This window comes from Clostridium chromiireducens (assembly GCF_003575225.1).
Lineage (GTDB): Bacteria > Bacillota > Clostridia > Clostridiales > Clostridiaceae > Clostridium > Clostridium chromiireducens.
The window spans coordinates 220,736-236,810 of record NZ_QXDJ01000007.1; the positions used below are offsets into that span (position 1 = coordinate 220,736).

Sequence of the window (16,075 nt, forward strand, 5' to 3'; positions counted from 1 at the left end):
CGACATTCTTCCGACCGTGGATTTATGTAGTCGGAAGATTCATTTTTAACATATTTTCAAAAATATTAACACTATCATTTGACATCTTTTTAGTAACGTGAGAATAAACATCCATGGTAATAGAAGATTTACTATGACCAAGTCTTTCTTGAATATCTTTTATATTGGCACCAGCTTCTAATAACATGGTTGCGTGAGTGTGTCTTAATGAATGAAATTTAAATGGTATATTTAATTCATAATTTACAATTCTGCTTAGGTACTTAATACTATCTGCAGTTAGGAGTTCACCATTTTCTTTTAGGCAAACAAAATCATAATCATTTTTAATGTAATATTCTCCATAACGTAATTTGTTTGCTTTTTGATCAGTATGAAATCTTTTTAATAAAGAAATTAATGTGCCTCCAATTTTTATAGTTCTATAACTGCTTTGAGTTTTGGGAGTGCCAAAAACCCATTGCTTAAATTCGTTTCTATACAATATTTTCTCAACTCTAATAGTATGAGCTTCAAGATCTATGCAGTCCCAAGTTAATGACATAACTTCTGCAACTCTCATTCCAGTATGAAAGCCTATCTGAAGTGGGATATGCATGTTACTGCCATAAGGGAATCTTCTCAGTATAGTTTTATACTGATCTAAGGTTATAATTTTTAAATCTTCTAGATTATTAATTAGTTTTTGATTGTACTTAGGCATTTTTACAAATGTCATAGGATTTTCTTTTATTAACTGATAGGGATATACAGCGTTTTTAAAAGCTCCACTTAAAACTCCATATAGATTGTTTAAGTAGTTTTTACTAAATCCATTTCTATACTTTGTATTAATTAATTCTTGTAATTTAGCAGGAGTTATTTTTTTAAGATGATATATACCTATTTGAGGTTTAATATGGTTTTGAATCAGTTGTTTATAACTAACTTGAGTATTAGGTTTGCAATTAAGCAAAACGTATTCTTTAAACCAATAGTCAAAGTAGTCACTAACGCTAATATTGCTTTCATCGATATAACTACCCGCATTTTCGAATTCGATAATTGCTTTTCTTAAAGCTTCTAGTGCTTCTTTCTTTGTAGAACCACCCGCACGTTCAATTTTTTTTCTTTTTCCATTCTCCCTTCCGACTTCGAAACTATAATACCATTTGCTACCTTTCTTTCTAACGCTTCCTTCCATGTTTTAACACCTCCACGTTAGCTAGTGTTTCGTAATTTGCATTATTTATACTTGATAATTCTCCATCATTTTTTTCTATGGAATTTTCCTTTTCGTCTATATCCCTTTTATAAACGATTTCATTATTGAGTCTTACCTTTAAAATATATTTCCATGGCATTAAAATTTCCCCCTAACATTAAGCGAACTGTTGTTCTAAGGGAAATTATAACATTATTTGATTTTAATTTCAATATTTTGTAATTAAGTTTTAAATTTTTTAAAAGAAAGTGTAAATATTTAATATGTTAAAGTCAAAAATAGTACGAAAGAGTAATAAAAAAAACCATAGATAAGAAATCTATAGTTTATTTGATGTATTATTTGTTTTTAAAGTTTTCAATTAATTTATTTACATCTAAACCTACGGCACCTAGCTGCTTAAGGATATTTTGAACATCTTCAGCAGTTAATTCATGTGGATATCCTTTGTCAATCTCAATTTCTATAGTTTGATTATGTAATGTCCCTGAGTATACTTTTGCAAGTTTATCATTAGTTCTACCTAGAAGATAATCAGTGCTGCAGTCAAAATAATCAGCTATTTTAACTAATACATCATCCTTAGGAAATCTATTTCCCTTTTCCCAATTAGTTACTGTCGCAGGTTCAACGCTCATAATTTTAGCGAACTCTTTACCTAATAATCCTTTTTCTTCGCGAAGCTCTTTAAGTCTAGTAGGAAATTTACTCATATTATCACCACCCTATATACGATACACAATTCACTAACTTATATTATAAACTATTTGCTAATTAATAAACACTAAATTAACTAAAAGAAAAAATATATTTTATTAAATTGGCTTAAATATGTTGAAATTATCTAAATGTTAATTTATAATAAAGCTAAATTAGCATTAGGATAATAATTTGAAAGTGGATTATCATAATGAAAATTTAAATGGATATCTATTAAGATTTAAATAATTATAAAGGAGAATGAGGGATGTATAGTAAATTAAAAGGCCTTATGGTAGAAAAAAGAGTTACTCAACTGGAGTTAGCAGAAATACTTAAAATAACTGGAAGTGCTTTAAATTATAAAATAAACGGCAAGTCGGATTTTAGTGTAACAGAGGCAAAATTGGTTTCAAGTTTTTTTGGAAAAACAATAGAAGAAATATTTGTTATTGATGAATCTAATAATATGAAAACTGGTAAGAATGCTTAACATAAGTGGAAAGTGAGAAATATGCAAGTAAAGAATTAGAGGTGAATTTCTAATTTAAACAAAGCACTTGGAATAATGGAAGATGAATTTATAAGGGAAGAATTATGGGGATGAGAGTAGGGGGATTAGTATGGAGCCAGTTTTATATACTGTATCTGAAGCAGCAGAGTTATTAAAAGTTAATAGGAATTCTGTATATGATCTATTAAAGAAGAATGTAATAAGAGGGTTAAAGCTTGGAAGTTTAAAAATAACCAGGACAGAATTAATGAAATTTTTAGAAGAGAGCAATGGAAAAGATTTATCAAATTTAGATGATATTAAAGAATTAACTTTTGATAGGGAGTAATAGTAGAATAAATTCATTTTCATGCATATAGTTAATCATTTTAGAAAGAAGGGATTTAGATTGATTAGAAAATTTGAAGGATTAACAGCCAATGATTTAATAGAAATATTAAAGAATTATCCAAGGGATACAAAAGTATGTAATCAAATGCTTGGAGAGAATTTCCCGGTTAAACAAGTTGAAGAATGTATTTATTATGACTTTGAAAAGGGTAAAAGAGGAGAGGGACATAAGGGAGTTTTGATAAAATAAGACATCATTAGATAAGGGGAGAAGAGTGAATTTAAAAATCTTAAAATGTTATATCTATGTATGTGATTCAATTGGAATAAATCCATCCTGGGATGGACTTGAAAGGTTTAGAAAATTTTATGTGTGGGAGCGTGAAAAATAATGGCAGATATTAAATGGATTAAGTTAGCTACTTGTATGCCTGATGATGAAAAAATGAAGTTAATAGATGCAATGCCTGAGAGGGATACAATTCATTATGTATGGATAAGAATACTCTTACTTGGTGGAAAGATTAATGCTGATGGAGAAATCTTTTTATCAGAGGGAAAACCCCTTACTGCAAATATGTTAGCTATATTATTTTCCAGACCAATAGATGCCATTAAACTTGCATTAAAAGTTTTATCTAGATTTGGCATGATAGAAATAGCTCCTGATAAAGTAATTAAAATTGTAAACTGGGACAAGTATCAAAATATAGAAGGAATGGAAAGAGTTCGTGAGCAAAATAGAAAAAGAGCTGAGAATCATAGGGAAAAGAAAAAAGAGGAGAAGAAAGCGGATAAAAGTAATAAAGAAGAAACTCAGAAAAATGAAGTCTTAGAAGAGAATCAAGATTTGGATGAAAATAAAACTATAAAAGAAAAGAAAAATTCAAAAGATAATGATGTTTTAGGAGAAAATAAAACTTTAAATAAAAATGAGGCATTGGAAATTAGTGAAAAAGCTTCTACAAATACTGTTAGTGATGATAAAACCAATACTGCTACTAGTGAAGAAGCTAGTAATATCAGTGCGGAAAATGCTAATAATAATGAAAATCACAGTAATAATAATGTAGAAACTACTGATAATAATTCTAATGTTACTAAAAATAATAGTAACGTTACGCAAAATGAAAGTAACGTTACAGTAACGGTACAGAATAAGAAAGAGATAGAGAATAAGAAAAAGAATAAGAAAGAGAAAAAAGAGATAGATAAAGATAAAAACATAGAGAGTAATAAAAATAATGCATGTGATTTAAATAATAAAAATTCAATTTGTGGTGAAGAAATAAATCAGCCTAATCTCTTTGAGGATAATAATACTAAAAGTGGATTGATAGAAGAGGGCGATATAAATTCTAAGGCAATGGAGCTTATGTTTTATCATGAGAAGGTAACTGGAAAACCAGGAGGATGTGAATATGTTGCACTTAGGGCAGCTATTGAAATTTACGGACAGCAATGGGTTAAAATGGCTATGGATGTAGGCTTTGAAAAGAACTGTCCTGATATAAAATATGCAATTGGGGTATTAAAAAACTGGAAGAGAGATGGGTATACGGAAAATGATATGGAGGTGAAAAGAAATGGCTTTAGAGGCACTGGAAAGAGTAACACAGCAGATAAAAATGAATTTGCAGGATTCAAGCCAAAGGAACCACGAAAACTTACAGAAGCTGAAAGAAGGAGGATTGAAGCAAAACTCATATAAGTGCAGTAAATGTGGTGATACTGGATGGATTTTAGTACCACAGGAGCATATGCAGCCTCTTGCTTTAGCCTGTGAATGCAGGAAAATAGAAAAGCTAAAAAGTGAGTGGAAGTATTCAGGAATCAATGTTGAACAAAGTAAACTTACGTTTTCTAGTTTTGTAGTTTGGAATAAGGCTTCTCAAAGGATGAAGGATACTGCAGGAGCTTATTGTACTGATTTTGATGAAATTAGAGATAAGAGAAGAAACAGTATTTTATTATGCGGCCAGGTTGGCAGCGGTAAAACTCATAGCAGCATTGCTGTTGCATTAAACTTTTTAAAACAAAGGATTAAAGTAGTGTACATGCCTTATCGTGATGTTATTACAAAGATAAAACAAAATATGATTGATGAAGAATATTATACTAAGACTATTTCAAAGTATCAATTATGTGAGGTACTTTTAATTGATGACCTCTTCAAAGGAAAAGTCAATGAAACAGACATAAATATTATGTTTGAAATCATTAATTACAGGTATCTTAATTTTCTGCCTATTATAGTCAGCAGTGAATTTTCTATTGATAGGTTATTAGCCTTTGATGAAGGTGTTGCCTCAAGGATCTATGAAATGGCCAAAGATTATGTAGTGGAAATTGAGAAGGATATTAGAAATAATTATAGACTAAAGTGAAGATGAAATTAACTATTTAAGCGTTTGAATATTTGAAATTTAATATAAATTAATGTATGAAGAGGAGTTGTTTTAAATGAAAGCATCAGGAATTATAAGAAATGTTGATCCATTAGGAAGAGTTGTAATACCTAAGGAAATAAGAAAAGTGTTGGGCATCAATGAAGGAGATCCAGTTGAAATAGTTAGGGTTAATAATGACATAGTTTTAAGGAAATATAGTAAGGGATGCATATTTTGTGGAAGTGATAAAGATGTTGTTGAATTCAATGGAGCTGTTGTTTGTGATGGATGCAGAAAGGCTTTAGGCCAGAATTAAAATGGACAGGCAAAAGGATTTACCTAGCCGCCTGGAATGTGCCCATTGCAAAAGGTGTTATAAGCATGGCGGAGAATGTCAGGGGAAAAGCATCAGTAGAAATGAAGAAGGTTGTCTTTATTTTAGTATGGATGAAAAAGGCTGTATAAGAAATTTAGATCAAAGTATACCTTTTAATCTATATAGTGATATTCCACCAGTTGGTATGTGGAAAGATGGATGGACTATATATAACCAAGATACTGAAATTAGAATAAATAAGATATATGCTTTAAGCTGGAATGAAAGAAAAGGGTTGCTTAATGTTAAATGTAATTTTGATTATTTTATTAATGAGTTTAGTGAAGATTATAAAAAAGAAGCTAATAAGCCAAATCTAAAAGTTATAAAATAGGTCATATTCTTAGGAAAGGGGAAAGGAAAATGGGAGGTTTACAAATTTTTAAAGATGAACAATTTGGAGTAATAAGATGGGTAAAAGTTAATAATAAAGATTATGCTGTTGGAATTGATATAGCAAAAGCTTTAGGATATAAAAAGCCAAATGATGCAATTTCAAGGCATTGCAGGGGGGCCCTGAAACACGGAGTGGGGGTAGTTACTGGAAAAAGGAAGGACGGAACAGATGCTATACAAAATATAGAAATGACTGTAATTCCAGAAGGTGATATTTTTAGGATGGTTGCAAAATCAGAATTGCCAGGTGCAGAAAAATTTGAAGCATGGATTTTTGATGAAATACTACCTTGTATACGAAAAACAGGAATGTATGCTACAGATGAATTATTAGATAATCCAGATTTATTAATTGCTGCAGCTACAAAGTTAAAAGAAGAAAGAGAAGGAAGATTAGAAGCTGAAAAGAGAGTAAAATTATTAGAACCAAAAGCACAATTCTATGATGATGTTGCAGGCTCCAAAGATGCAATTGAAATGGGACATGTTGCAAAAGTTCTTGGTATTAAGAGAATGGGAAGAAATAGACTATTTTCATTATTAAGAGATAAAAAAATCTTAGATAAAAATAATATTCCTTATCAGCAGTTTGTAGATTCTGGTTATTTTCGCATATTGGAACAAAAGTATACTGTACCTAGTGGAGAAACTAAAATTAATATAAAAACCATGGTATTTCAGAAGGGGATAGATTTTATAGGAAGAAAGATTAGAGAGTTATAAATTAAAGATTTGTATGAAAATTCATATATAAAAATGGAGGCTATCCTATTCATAAGGACAACCTCCATTTTTAAAAACCAGCGACTAAGCTACTTCATATTTAGTAACTTGTCTTTGAGTCAATTGAGCACCAGATTTCTTAACTAAATCGCCAGAATTAGTTTTGAAAATATTCTTGGCAATAACAACATCCATAAGTGCATTTACTTCATCTTTAGTGAGAGTAGATTTAACACCACTAACGCTTAAAGTAGTCTTTAAGCCAGCAGCAGTTAAAAAAGTCATAGCTAAAGTATATTCCATTTAACATACCTCCAATCTTAAAAATTTACTTAGGAATGCTATCCTAAGCATTTACTAAACTAGAAGATTCATTTATAAAGTAATCTCTAGTTGAAGCTTCCATAACGCCTTTTATTGCTTCAGCAACATCATAGACATTTTGAGGAGCAGCATCTGTTTTTACACCAGAAAAAGTCTTTTTGCTGAATATCGCGTCGCCCGCTTTATCAGTCCCACTTTGAACTTCAATGCTTAGGGATGCAGTTTGAATTGATTTTGTTACAGCCATAGTTTTTTACCTCCTTCATTTTGTTTTCATAAAGGATATATGAACAAATACTCGCTATTACATAAACAAATAAAATTTATTTGTTTTTTAATCAACAAAAGAACTAAAACAGATTAAAAGTATTGAAAGGATGATCATGAAAAGTGAATGTTTTATTGAAGGACAAATTAGCATATTTGATTTGCCTGCTATAGAGGTTGTAAAACCAAAGAAAATAATTATTAAAGAGGAAAATAAAGAAATAGATAAGTTTAATAGTATTATAAAATTATATTCTAATAGCTGCAGTAGAATAGTGAAAACACTTAGTGGAGCATTATTAGTTGAATTGAATGATAAAACCTTATATTTTAATTCAGATGAAGTAAATGAATTTAATTTACCTAAAGATGTGGGAATAATGCCTGGAGAAGAAATGCTTATTGTGAATATTGATAAGGAAATAAATGAAATACAAAGACAAAAGTTAAAAGATCTTAAGCCTAAGCAATATATCAAAAGAAAAGGTGATGCAAATTTAATAATACCTGGAGAGAAAACTATAGTTATAAATCCTAAGGGATGGATATTGGAATATATACAGAAGCCTAAATTCGAAGAAAACGAAATTTTTGAAACAGAAAAGCATTTTATAAATAAAGTTATTGAAGAAAATATAAGAGAATCAGATATAGATTATAAAGTTGGAAATAAAGTTTATATTGAGTATCAGGGAATCAAATCAATAGGAAAAATAGTTAGAATATATAATAATGGAGAAACCTTAAATGTAGTTTGGGATGGTAAACAAACTGCTTTTTACTATAAGAATGTTGAATTAGCAGAATAAAAGCAAGAAGCACAGGTTAGAAAATCTTTATATATGATTATAATTTTAGAAATAAGGCAAGTATTAAAATAAAAAGATTTTGGAGGCAGTTATGGCTTATATGATAAATGATTTATATAATTTAACACTAGTCTTATTGCGTGGATGTATAGTTACGGTGCTTGTTACGGGAGTATATATAATAGGAATAATAAAGTATACAAAAAAGTATAGAGTTCCTACTGTAGAGGCAGAGCGTATAAAAATTAATGATATATCTAACAAAGAAAATATTTAGGAAATTTAAAATGTAGCAGCATAAATAAGCGTTGCTGCATTTATTTTTTTGTAGAAGTAGATAATTATTCCATACGTGAAAAAATTGGATTATAATGGGTTATATAGTCTGATAGGTAATTATAAGATTTTATTCTTATAATGTGAACTTAGATAATCGCTAATGTACAGAAATTTTGTAAGATATCAAAAAAGTAAATAAAAAGAAATGTTGAATAACTTATATGATGTTAATGAATCGATTATATCAATGGAATTGAATGGAGGGTAAAGCGCAGTATTATGGGAACAAATTCAGAAAATGAATCTGTAAATAAACTCGGTAAAAACATTAAGCACTTGAGAAGTATTCATGGTGAAACTCTGAAGGAATTAGGAGAAGTCGTGCACTTTGGGAATACTACTATAAAAAATTATGAAAATGGAGAACGTAAGCCTGATCCGCAAACATTGCACATGTTAGCAAAACATTATGGAAAAACCGTTGATGAAATACTATGCTCAGATTTGACTGAATTAGGTCCTGTAAAGTTTTTAATTGACGGATCAGAAGATATTGCAAAAATGATGAAGATATTTTTTCCTCTTTCGTGCTCTGATAATGCGCTAAAAAGTCCTGCTTTCAAGAAAGGCTATGATTTATGTAGTCGTATTATAGATGCCTTTTCCAATAATGAGGGTATAAGTGGAAGAATAATACTTGAATGCTTCGAGGTGTTTGAGCAAGCAACTGATGAGGGGGAAATACCAGAAGCAACAGCTAACAATATATGGCTTATATTTGTGTTGTGGTCTCAAATAATAGATGAAGAGATGATGAAGGCTGCAGAATCATTACTGTATCCACGTAGAAATACACCTCCATTTGTTAAGTCATATTTGAATGCAAAAGCAAATGAAAGTGAAGAAACAAAAAAGAAACGTCAAGATTTTATTAATGACTTTGATGATATTATAGTTGAATTAATTAAGGATCTGAAATCATCTCTGAATTTGGCTGAGCTTGCAGATTACTATCTGGCATTGCGATATGTAGTTTCTATGATAGATACTGGATTAAGCTCAGAAATGAACACCGCAGTCGGCATGCAGATGATGTTATCTTTTTTGCAGTTAGGAAATCCTTATGCTTTGCATTTTGTTGAAATGTCTGTAAAGCCTTGAGGACGAATAATAATTTTAAGTATTCTTAAATAGGATTTAGCTAAATTGCCTTGGGTCTGATATGAGCTTCACATATTGTGAAAGCAAGCTTCCTGAGATTAGTGTAAGATATTATTGTAAGTAGATGATAATTATCATCAAGGATAGCATTGTAATGATACGAAAATTTGAAAGGAGATAGAAATGCAACAGACATTCAACTTGGATATGAAGATGACCCGGGATATAGAAAAAAAGAAAACACTCTTTGGTTTTGTAAAGGAGCATAAGAAAATAATTGCAATTGGAGCTATAACAACCTGTGCTGTGGTTGTGGGTATAGTTATCGTCAAAAACAGAACAGCGACCAATGTTCTAAATATTGAAGAAGTCGCGGCTAAGGGATTAAAAACACATGTTGATGTAATTTCAGTAGATTCAGTAGTTGTTGAGGCGTGCCATGAATCGAATCTGCCCAGCAATAAACTCATCAATGTGAACGAGCATTTGCGAAATCTTCCTGATGGGTGTAAGGCATCGCAAAGCAAGATTGAGTTGGCAGCACAGTATGGCATCTCCTTAGGAGATCATCAAACATGGGTCAACTCTTATGCAAAGACAGTAGTCTGAATAGAATCAAAATTTAGACCAAGAGGAAGAAAATCTATGGGTGAAAGATTTCCTAATGTTGATTGGTGGTGCAATCATTGCAACGCATATTTAAATGGTCAGTCAGGGTTTGATAACCATAAATATATTTAGGAATGTACACAATGTGGTAATGATTTGAACATCATTAAGTTACTGCTATTAAGTAGATCCGTTCAAGTTATAGGTTTCAGCACGCTTCAAAGTGAAATAATGGTAACACTAAGTAAATCTAAAAAAGCTTATTTCTTAATATATACAAGAATATATAGTGCATGTTAGGAAGGACAGTTGTAAATAAAAGCAACTATAGAGTTTTTTAAAGAAATTATAAGGAGGATAATAAAAATGAAAATAAAAAAACTGGCGATAATTAGCCTTTGTGTGGCTCTACTCATAACAATATTTACTGGGTGTAGTTCGGGCAATGGTGGTAAAAACACAGAAAAGCAAATACCTGACTTGATGGGTGAATGGAAACAAGAAAATAGTAAATCTGATAAGTCCTATCAAGCTGCAACAATAAGCGGGGATACGATTACAATTTATTGGATAAGTGATAACGGAGACACAAAATCACTTTATTGGGCTGGTTCTTTTGTCGCTCCAACAACCGCTGACGACCCTTATTCATGGACTTCGAAAAATGACCATAGTAAAACTGAGAGTGCTTTGCTCGCTTCGAGTGATGATACTAAAACTATGAAATACGAAAATGGTGTATTAAGCTATGAAGCTTCGGCTATGGGCACGACTACAACGGTTAAACTCAAAAAGCAACAATAATGACAACAAGAAGAGCGGAGGGCTTTCGTGCATAACCTCACCAAATAAGCATAATGAAACAGTTAAATTCCAATTTGCATGATTAAACAAAAAGAGAATAATGTAGGTTTTATTAATGTAAATAATTGCAATTGTAAATTATTTCAAATAATGAGCTAGTAGATAGATAAGCAGAAATATTCCATGGAACAAAATCATAAACGAAAGGAGAAAAACTTATGTGGACGGAGTACGATAATCACGGTTTTGCAAACGAGGAGGATTACATAAGATCACTAAAAAAAGATGACAGCTATGATTTTTCCTATTCTTTTGAGTATATTGCTAAGAATTATGGAAATGACAACTACGATATAGAAACAACTAACATGGAGGTAAGTGTTAATTGGAGTGATGCACAATTAGGATATGTTATTTCATTCAACATTCCTGAAATGTATAAAATTGACGCATCTCAAGGAAATGGTTCTGAAATGGAATTTTATGAGAATGATGTTTATTGGCGGTTAAAATTAGATCTTGAAAGTATTGGTATCGGCGCAGAAGCTATAGTAATTTAAGTAATTTCAACTTTATGTAATAGATGGTTCCAGTTGCAGAAAAGTGGAGAATGCCGATTGATATTATCCAAGCATATGTAAATTCCAATTTCGTAGAGTAAGTTATAAGTGCTATCAATTGCTATTGATACGATAAATTATTATAAATAGAATACAAATAAACATTATTCATACAACTAGGATTTAATATATCAGAATAAGTAAGTAATATGTTCAAGCCTAAATACATATATACTATGGCATTCTTCAAATGTATTATTTAGCTTTGTAATATGATTACTTAATAGATAAGAGCGAGTTTTAGATTTAGAAAATATTGAAGGAAGTTAATGTTTTCTGCTACAACTTAGCTCTAAATTCTCTTCTAATCTCAAAGGCCAGCTAAGTCACTTCAAGGCTTCGCCTTCAAGTCAAAGGAAGTAATAGACAAGCTTATCATTATTCCTGCAATAATTATTTAAAAGTATGTTGATATTGTATAGGTCCTGCTGCAGGTTATTTCATTAAAGCTAGCCTATTACCTTGATTTTAACTCGCTTATGCTCAAACAAAGGAAAAGAAGTACAAGCTAAAGAAAGACCTTTAAGCATTTTTTATAAGCTATATTAATGTGATATAGATTGCTTGAAAGTATTGTCTTATAGCTTGCACTTCTTATTGTTTTTATGGCCTGCGGCAGCAAGGAATAAATTTATTAAGGAGCACTGAGTGCTCCTTTGTGGCTGCGCCACTTCATAGTTTTTACGTAAGTAATTATTAATATATACATATAGTTAATTATAAGGACTTATTCATATATATACATCTGTTACTACTACATATGTGTTTTTTTTAAAGGACAAGTTATTTTATTGAATAATTATCTAGGCGCTTAATCCACCACCCAAAAAAGAGACAGGTCATCAGCAAGAATTCTAGAGACTTAGATGAATTTTCCGACAAGCTCCAACTTCATCTAAGTCAAGAATTGCTAAGCATTAGACTAGTCCTTTATTTGGGTACCCGGTGGGCGCAGAAGGCATGCACACTTCGCTAGAATAACCCGTTGTCCCGTAAATGATACAAGCCCACAAGGGGCTTGCACACTTCGGGAAACGTTATTTAGCTAAATGTACATGCCTTCTTTGTGGTATTAGGGTTTAATGTTTTAGATGGTGGAGAGGGTGTTAACATGGTTCTGGTGTATTGTGTTAATGAAGATAATGCTGCATGCGAAGATAAAGGATTTTGTAAAATGTTAGAGTGGGAATAAGAGGTAATGTTTTTCTTTTAAAAGAGGATCCATTAAATTTACTTCTAAATTCTAACTCCAGAAAGAGTCAATATGCAATACTAAGGAGCTTTGCTCCAAGTATTACATTGACACTTTCCTAAGCGGTTAATTTAGATGCAGTGATTGGATTAAAGGCTGCGCCTTAAATCCTATTAACCATAAAAAGTATATGAAATATAGATTATTCTAAAGATTATGGAGAGGTCCCATTGGTTTATTACATGATTTCTGGAAAAGTGATGCATATGCATAAAGAAAGGGCGCCTTGGACTTGCCCTCACAAGATGGAGATAAGATTTATTGAAAGGTGAGGGCAGGTCCATAATGTACATGCTTACCTGCTAGTCCTTTTTAGTAATAGCGTTATTTCTGCTTAAGAAATCCAATCACTAAAAATAATAGAAATAGATATTTAAAGGTAATTATTTTTAGTGATACGATTTCTTGCGCTCCAATAACACTCATTACTAATAGGGACAGGCAGAAAAGCGAGTACATTGACGGCGCCCAGCAAAAATAAAAGTAATTTGATACTAAGAACAGTAATTCATAAACTATAGAGATTTGACATAGTAGCTTAAAAAATAATATATAAAAATTTAACAGTGTGATATTTATAATTTGTATTATAATTGATTCAAAACAGACGATATTTCTGTATTAAGGCTAACTTAAATAAAAATAAAAGTAGAAATTAAAGTAGAAATTAAAAATTCTACTTTTTATGATAAATTTTATGATAAATAATAACTATAATCAAGGGTGTATGAGTATTCAGATTAGGTGAAAATTATGAAAATCCTAATAACTCGACTTTGATTATTTTCCAATTATTATCTACAACTTTAAAGTGAATTCTATAGTAAGAGGCCGCAAGGGAACCACCCCAATTATAACCCTCAATAAATATTCCTTGTGAATCATTTGATTGAATATTTGTTATCATTAATACGCGGGCAGATATTTTCAATCCACCTAGTTTATCTGCTAAACCAATTTGTTGTAATTTGAATAATGAAGCATTTAAAACAGTTTTATCATATTTCCTAAAGTATTCGATCATCTTCTCTCTATCCTCATGAGTTGTATCCTTAAAATAAAAAGACTCCATATCTAATATAATATAATCTGTTTCATAAGCTCTAGCATCAATATACATTGCATCGTAAGCTAAAATAAATGCATCTAATAATCTTGGGGGATTTTGTCTAGATAAATTAAAGGGGATACTGCTTAAAGTAATGCTTAAAGTAGTAAGTAAAGATACTAGCAGTTTCATACAAGACACATCCTTATTATAAATTTTACTAACTGATTTTTTTCTATAATCGGAACAATATTTTTAAATAATCATATATAAAGAAACGTAAGATCACAACATTCTAGATATTAAATTTGCTATTTTTACAATGCAATTTTAGTATAGGTTGCAAATAATACAAATATACATTTTGTCATATTACTGTCACAAATATTAAGTAATATATAAATATAAAGTAGTTAAACATTATTTACCCCTATTAAATAAATATTAACCAGTATTGAGAATGGTCTATACACCCTAGTAGATCATTCTTTTTTATTTATAGAGCTAGATAATTTATGGTATATATAAGTACCAAAAAGGGAATTTTAAACAAGCTCTATTAATAATGAAAATTTTAATAAATTAGATAATATAGAATAAAGAGCTGTCTGTATTTCAGATTTAAATAATAGAGCTTTTTTAAAATAATGTTTTTGGGGAGGGCGATTATACCAGTAGAAACTAAATATTGTAAAGGGGATTGCGAGCTCTCACCCCTGTACAATATTTAGTTTCTATGGAACTTAAGCATTTGCCCCAAAAAACAACAGAGGCTTGTCCTGTAATTTTGGAAGTTAATTTCGTAGTTTTTGGAGATATTAAAAGAAATAAAATAATCATGGAGAGGACCTCTCCATGATTATTTTATTTCAAGTTCAAGTTGTATTGGTCTTGTATCAAGGTAATGTTTATATTCTATTTTATAGTATAGGATTAATTTTCTTCTCCCCTCATAAGGTAATGTACTTACAAGTGAATAGAATTGAGTTTTTGATACAAAGCCTTTTTCTTTTATAAGCCATGTTGTAAAGGTCATTCAATCAAATCCTTTCGTGTATATATTTTTATATAGGAGATGGGGAAGCATATGCTGCTAATCCCATTCTGTCTGTAGGTAGTTCACAAAATATTTGTATTTCTCGTGATAATATAAATCAGTTTTATTGGACTCGTCTTTTGATAAAATAGAAAGCCATTCTTTATAGTGTCCATATGAATTAAAAGATTCTTTAGTAGTAAGCCATTTGGTAAATGAAAAGTATCTCATATATATGTAAAACCCTTTCTTAAGTTGATATTATAATTATTGCCAATTATGAGAACGAATATTCGTAATAACTTGTACTTATTTGTATAAATTTTAAAGGAATTTAAGTATAAGAATTTTCATTATTGGCTAGACTATTTGACAGGAAAGGAGTGGGAGAACATTGGAACATAAAAAGAAAATTAAAAAAGTAAAACCGCCCACAAAACAGTTACATGTGGAATGTGAAATCAAGTTGTATGAAGACTTTGAAGCATATTGTCATAGAAATGGAAAAGACGTTAGTAAGGCAATAAGAGGATATATGAAATTATGTATTGGAGAATAAATTATAAAAATGAAAGTGCCTAAAAAGGTGCTTTTTTGTACATAAATAATGTCTAAAATTTCTGTAAGTGGGCATAATAAAAATATGGGAGGAGAGGAATTAGGAAGAAAAGGTGGTTTTAAAATGGATAAGAGAAAATATGAGTCAAAAACATTAATTGCAGAGTACAGATACTTAAGTGAAAATGAAAATTTTAGATTTTCAGAAACAGCCTATAGATTAAAAGATAATTCAATAATTATTGAATTTGATGGTGCTTGTTTAAGTCTTTATGGATTAAAATTAAGTTTCAAAAAGAACATAGGAAGAAAAGGGCTTTATAGTATTGATGATAAAGAATATAAGTTCTGGAAGGCAGTTAGAAGTGATATTGAGAATGGTCATTTTGTAGATTGGGAAGAAGAATGTAATAATCAATATGAGGAAATATGGCAGGAGCAATATAACAAGCAGATAAGTATAGAGCATGAAAATATACTAGAAAAAGTATCAGGTGATGAGTTGCCATTTTAAGTACATAGGGGGGAACAATCCCCCACAAATAAATATTAGAATATAGATAAGACCAGGTGCAGCATTAAAAGGTAGACAAGCTTCACGATGATAAGGACTAGTAACATTCATAGGAAAAGTTATTTATTTTTCTATATATACAATATCTAATGATAGCGTGTC

24 protein-coding genes are annotated in these 16,075 nt (G+C 30.4%); 17 read left to right on the forward strand and 7 right to left on the reverse strand.

What is annotated here, in order from left to right:
* Positions 1–22: 22 nt before the first annotated feature.
* From D2A34_RS23120 to D2A34_RS23125, 3 genes are all read right to left on the reverse strand, one after another.
* The gene (locus tag D2A34_RS23120; RefSeq protein ID WP_119368042.1) at positions 23–1,183 is read right to left on the reverse strand and encodes a tyrosine-type recombinase/integrase; all 1,161 of its coding nucleotides are present in this window, start codon (positions 1,181–1,183) and stop codon (positions 23–25) included.
* Positions 1,167–1,343, reverse strand: a complete 177-nt coding sequence (locus D2A34_RS26910) for a hypothetical protein (protein WP_182629445.1) — start codon at positions 1,341–1,343, stop codon at positions 1,167–1,169. The genes D2A34_RS23120 and D2A34_RS26910 overlap by 17 nt, the downstream gene beginning before the upstream one ends.
* A gap of 199 nt (positions 1,344–1,542) precedes the next feature.
* The gene (locus D2A34_RS23125; protein WP_119368043.1) at positions 1,543–1,917 is read right to left on the reverse strand and encodes a helix-turn-helix domain-containing protein; all 375 of its coding nucleotides are present in this window, start codon (positions 1,915–1,917) and stop codon (positions 1,543–1,545) included.
* A 254-nt stretch (positions 1,918–2,171) separates the two neighbouring features.
* Between D2A34_RS23125 and D2A34_RS23130 the strand changes: the two genes are divergently transcribed.
* The 8 genes from D2A34_RS23130 to D2A34_RS23165 all read left to right on the forward strand — a co-directional run bounded on the left by D2A34_RS23130 (position 2,172) and on the right by D2A34_RS23165 (position 6,632).
* Entirely contained in the window at positions 2,172–2,396 is a 225-nt protein-coding gene (locus D2A34_RS23130; protein ID WP_119368044.1) for a helix-turn-helix transcriptional regulator, read from the forward strand.
* Between the two features lie 130 nt (positions 2,397–2,526).
* A complete protein-coding gene (locus tag D2A34_RS23135) occupies positions 2,527–2,745 on the forward strand; it encodes a helix-turn-helix domain-containing protein (RefSeq protein ID WP_119368045.1) in 219 nt (72 codons plus the stop codon).
* A 60-nt stretch (positions 2,746–2,805) separates the two neighbouring features.
* Entirely contained in the window at positions 2,806–2,997 is a 192-nt protein-coding gene (locus D2A34_RS23140; protein ID WP_243128387.1) for a hypothetical protein, read from the forward strand.
* A gap of 141 nt (positions 2,998–3,138) precedes the next feature.
* Positions 3,139–4,458 (forward strand): phage replisome organizer N-terminal domain-containing protein, encoded by a 1,320-nt coding sequence (locus D2A34_RS23145; protein ID WP_119368047.1) that lies wholly within the window; start codon positions 3,139–3,141, stop codon positions 4,456–4,458.
* 49 nt (positions 4,459–4,507) lie between these two features.
* The gene (locus tag D2A34_RS23150) at positions 4,508–5,134 is read left to right on the forward strand and encodes an ATP-binding protein (RefSeq protein WP_119368084.1); all 627 of its coding nucleotides are present in this window, start codon (positions 4,508–4,510) and stop codon (positions 5,132–5,134) included.
* Positions 5,135–5,210: 76 nt separating this feature from the next.
* Positions 5,211–5,453: an AbrB/MazE/SpoVT family DNA-binding domain-containing protein gene (locus tag D2A34_RS23155; protein WP_119368048.1), complete on the forward strand. Its 243-nt coding sequence runs from the start codon at positions 5,211–5,213 to the stop codon at positions 5,451–5,453.
* 1 nt (position 5,454) lies between these two features.
* Positions 5,455–5,847 (forward strand): hypothetical protein, encoded by a 393-nt coding sequence (locus D2A34_RS23160; protein WP_119368049.1) that lies wholly within the window; start codon positions 5,455–5,457, stop codon positions 5,845–5,847.
* Between the two features lie 29 nt (positions 5,848–5,876).
* Positions 5,877–6,632 (forward strand): phage antirepressor KilAC domain-containing protein, encoded by a 756-nt coding sequence (locus D2A34_RS23165; RefSeq protein ID WP_182629446.1) that lies wholly within the window; start codon positions 5,877–5,879, stop codon positions 6,630–6,632.
* An 84-nt stretch (positions 6,633–6,716) separates the two neighbouring features.
* On the opposite strand, the gene D2A34_RS23170 is transcribed toward D2A34_RS23165, so the two are convergent.
* Entirely contained in the window at positions 6,717–6,935 is a 219-nt protein-coding gene (locus D2A34_RS23170; protein ID WP_119368050.1) for a DUF2922 domain-containing protein, read from the reverse strand.
* Between the two features lie 43 nt (positions 6,936–6,978).
* Positions 6,979–7,203, reverse strand: a complete 225-nt coding sequence (locus tag D2A34_RS23175; protein WP_119368051.1) for a DUF1659 domain-containing protein — start codon at positions 7,201–7,203, stop codon at positions 6,979–6,981.
* A 136-nt stretch (positions 7,204–7,339) separates the two neighbouring features.
* On the opposite strand from D2A34_RS23175, the gene D2A34_RS23180 reads away from it, so the two are divergent.
* The 7 genes from D2A34_RS23180 to D2A34_RS27530 all read left to right on the forward strand — a co-directional run bounded on the left by D2A34_RS23180 (position 7,340) and on the right by D2A34_RS27530 (position 12,697).
* Positions 7,340–8,032 carry a hypothetical protein gene (locus D2A34_RS23180; protein ID WP_182629447.1) on the forward strand — a complete coding sequence of 231 codons (693 nt, stop codon included), beginning with the start codon at positions 7,340–7,342 and terminating at the stop codon, positions 8,030–8,032.
* 91 nt (positions 8,033–8,123) lie between these two features.
* Positions 8,124–8,309 carry a hypothetical protein gene (locus D2A34_RS23185; protein ID WP_119368053.1) on the forward strand — a complete coding sequence of 62 codons (186 nt, stop codon included), beginning with the start codon at positions 8,124–8,126 and terminating at the stop codon, positions 8,307–8,309.
* 281 nt (positions 8,310–8,590) lie between these two features.
* Positions 8,591–9,472, forward strand: a complete 882-nt coding sequence (locus tag D2A34_RS23190) for a helix-turn-helix domain-containing protein (protein WP_119368054.1) — start codon at positions 8,591–8,593, stop codon at positions 9,470–9,472.
* A 183-nt stretch (positions 9,473–9,655) separates the two neighbouring features.
* On the forward strand, positions 9,656–10,081 hold the full coding sequence (locus tag D2A34_RS23195) for a hypothetical protein (protein WP_119368055.1): 426 nt from the start codon (positions 9,656–9,658) through the stop codon (positions 10,079–10,081).
* 366 nt (positions 10,082–10,447) lie between these two features.
* Positions 10,448–10,885, forward strand: coding sequence for a hypothetical protein (locus tag D2A34_RS23200; RefSeq protein ID WP_119368056.1), 438 nt, complete (start codon positions 10,448–10,450; stop codon positions 10,883–10,885).
* A 218-nt stretch (positions 10,886–11,103) separates the two neighbouring features.
* Complete coding sequence (locus D2A34_RS23205; RefSeq protein ID WP_119368057.1) at positions 11,104–11,445, forward strand: hypothetical protein; 342 nt, start codon at positions 11,104–11,106, stop codon at positions 11,443–11,445.
* A gap of 1,126 nt (positions 11,446–12,571) precedes the next feature.
* On the forward strand, positions 12,572–12,697 hold the full coding sequence (locus D2A34_RS27530; protein WP_279221649.1) for a hypothetical protein: 126 nt from the start codon (positions 12,572–12,574) through the stop codon (positions 12,695–12,697).
* A gap of 811 nt (positions 12,698–13,508) precedes the next feature.
* On the opposite strand, the gene D2A34_RS23210 is transcribed toward D2A34_RS27530, so the two are convergent.
* Together D2A34_RS23210 and D2A34_RS26915 are read right to left on the reverse strand one after the other, a co-directional pair.
* A complete protein-coding gene (locus D2A34_RS23210; protein ID WP_119368058.1) occupies positions 13,509–13,997 on the reverse strand; it encodes a hypothetical protein in 489 nt (162 codons plus the stop codon).
* Between the two features lie 667 nt (positions 13,998–14,664).
* A complete protein-coding gene (locus D2A34_RS26915) occupies positions 14,665–14,841 on the reverse strand; it encodes a hypothetical protein (protein WP_182629448.1) in 177 nt (58 codons plus the stop codon).
* A gap of 394 nt (positions 14,842–15,235) precedes the next feature.
* Between D2A34_RS26915 and D2A34_RS26920 the strand changes: the two genes are divergently transcribed.
* Together D2A34_RS26920 and D2A34_RS23215 are read left to right on the forward strand one after the other, a co-directional pair.
* Positions 15,236–15,400: a hypothetical protein gene (locus tag D2A34_RS26920; protein ID WP_182629449.1), complete on the forward strand. Its 165-nt coding sequence runs from the start codon at positions 15,236–15,238 to the stop codon at positions 15,398–15,400.
* Between the two features lie 123 nt (positions 15,401–15,523).
* Positions 15,524–15,913 (forward strand): hypothetical protein, encoded by a 390-nt coding sequence (locus tag D2A34_RS23215; RefSeq protein WP_119368085.1) that lies wholly within the window; start codon positions 15,524–15,526, stop codon positions 15,911–15,913.
* The last annotated feature ends 162 nt before the right edge of the window (positions 15,914–16,075 follow it).

Excerpts from the sequence above, each read along its gene's own strand:
- D2A34_RS23180 (WP_182629447.1), top strand. The coding sequence starts at position 7,340 with ATGAAAAGTGAATGTTTTATTGAAGGACAAATTAGCATATTTGATTTG.
- D2A34_RS23160 (WP_119368049.1), top strand. The coding sequence starts at position 5,455 with ATGGACAGGCAAAAGGATTTACCTAGCCGCCTGGAATGTGCCCATTGC.
- D2A34_RS23125 (WP_119368043.1), bottom strand. The coding sequence starts at position 1,917 with ATGAGTAAATTTCCTACTAGACTTAAAGAGCTTCGCGAAGAAAAAGGA.
- D2A34_RS23145 (WP_119368047.1), top strand. The coding sequence starts at position 3,139 with ATGGCAGATATTAAATGGATTAAGTTAGCTACTTGTATGCCTGATGAT.
- D2A34_RS23150 (WP_119368084.1), top strand. The coding sequence starts at position 4,508 with ATGCAGCCTCTTGCTTTAGCCTGTGAATGCAGGAAAATAGAAAAGCTA.
- D2A34_RS23190 (WP_119368054.1), top strand. The coding sequence starts at position 8,591 with ATGGGAACAAATTCAGAAAATGAATCTGTAAATAAACTCGGTAAAAAC.
- D2A34_RS26910 (WP_182629445.1), bottom strand. The coding sequence starts at position 1,343 with ATGCCATGGAAATATATTTTAAAGGTAAGACTCAATAATGAAATCGTT.
- D2A34_RS23195 (WP_119368055.1), top strand. The coding sequence starts at position 9,656 with ATGCAACAGACATTCAACTTGGATATGAAGATGACCCGGGATATAGAA.
- D2A34_RS23210 (WP_119368058.1), bottom strand. The coding sequence starts at position 13,997 with ATGAAACTGCTAGTATCTTTACTTACTACTTTAAGCATTACTTTAAGC.
- D2A34_RS23155 (WP_119368048.1), top strand. The coding sequence starts at position 5,211 with ATGAAAGCATCAGGAATTATAAGAAATGTTGATCCATTAGGAAGAGTT.
- D2A34_RS23130 (WP_119368044.1), top strand. The coding sequence starts at position 2,172 with ATGTATAGTAAATTAAAAGGCCTTATGGTAGAAAAAAGAGTTACTCAA.
- D2A34_RS23200 (WP_119368056.1), top strand. The coding sequence starts at position 10,448 with ATGAAAATAAAAAAACTGGCGATAATTAGCCTTTGTGTGGCTCTACTC.
- D2A34_RS23165 (WP_182629446.1), top strand. The coding sequence starts at position 5,877 with ATGGGAGGTTTACAAATTTTTAAAGATGAACAATTTGGAGTAATAAGA.
- D2A34_RS23120 (WP_119368042.1), bottom strand. The coding sequence starts at position 1,183 with ATGGAAGGAAGCGTTAGAAAGAAAGGTAGCAAATGGTATTATAGTTTC.
- D2A34_RS23205 (WP_119368057.1), top strand. The coding sequence starts at position 11,104 with ATGTGGACGGAGTACGATAATCACGGTTTTGCAAACGAGGAGGATTAC.
- D2A34_RS23185 (WP_119368053.1), top strand. The coding sequence starts at position 8,124 with ATGGCTTATATGATAAATGATTTATATAATTTAACACTAGTCTTATTG.
- D2A34_RS26915 (WP_182629448.1), bottom strand. The coding sequence starts at position 14,841 with ATGACCTTTACAACATGGCTTATAAAAGAAAAAGGCTTTGTATCAAAA.
- D2A34_RS23215 (WP_119368085.1), top strand. The coding sequence starts at position 15,524 with ATGGATAAGAGAAAATATGAGTCAAAAACATTAATTGCAGAGTACAGA.
- D2A34_RS23135 (WP_119368045.1), top strand. The coding sequence starts at position 2,527 with ATGGAGCCAGTTTTATATACTGTATCTGAAGCAGCAGAGTTATTAAAA.
- D2A34_RS23175 (WP_119368051.1), bottom strand. The coding sequence starts at position 7,203 with ATGGCTGTAACAAAATCAATTCAAACTGCATCCCTAAGCATTGAAGTT.
- D2A34_RS23170 (WP_119368050.1), bottom strand. The coding sequence starts at position 6,935 with ATGGAATATACTTTAGCTATGACTTTTTTAACTGCTGCTGGCTTAAAG.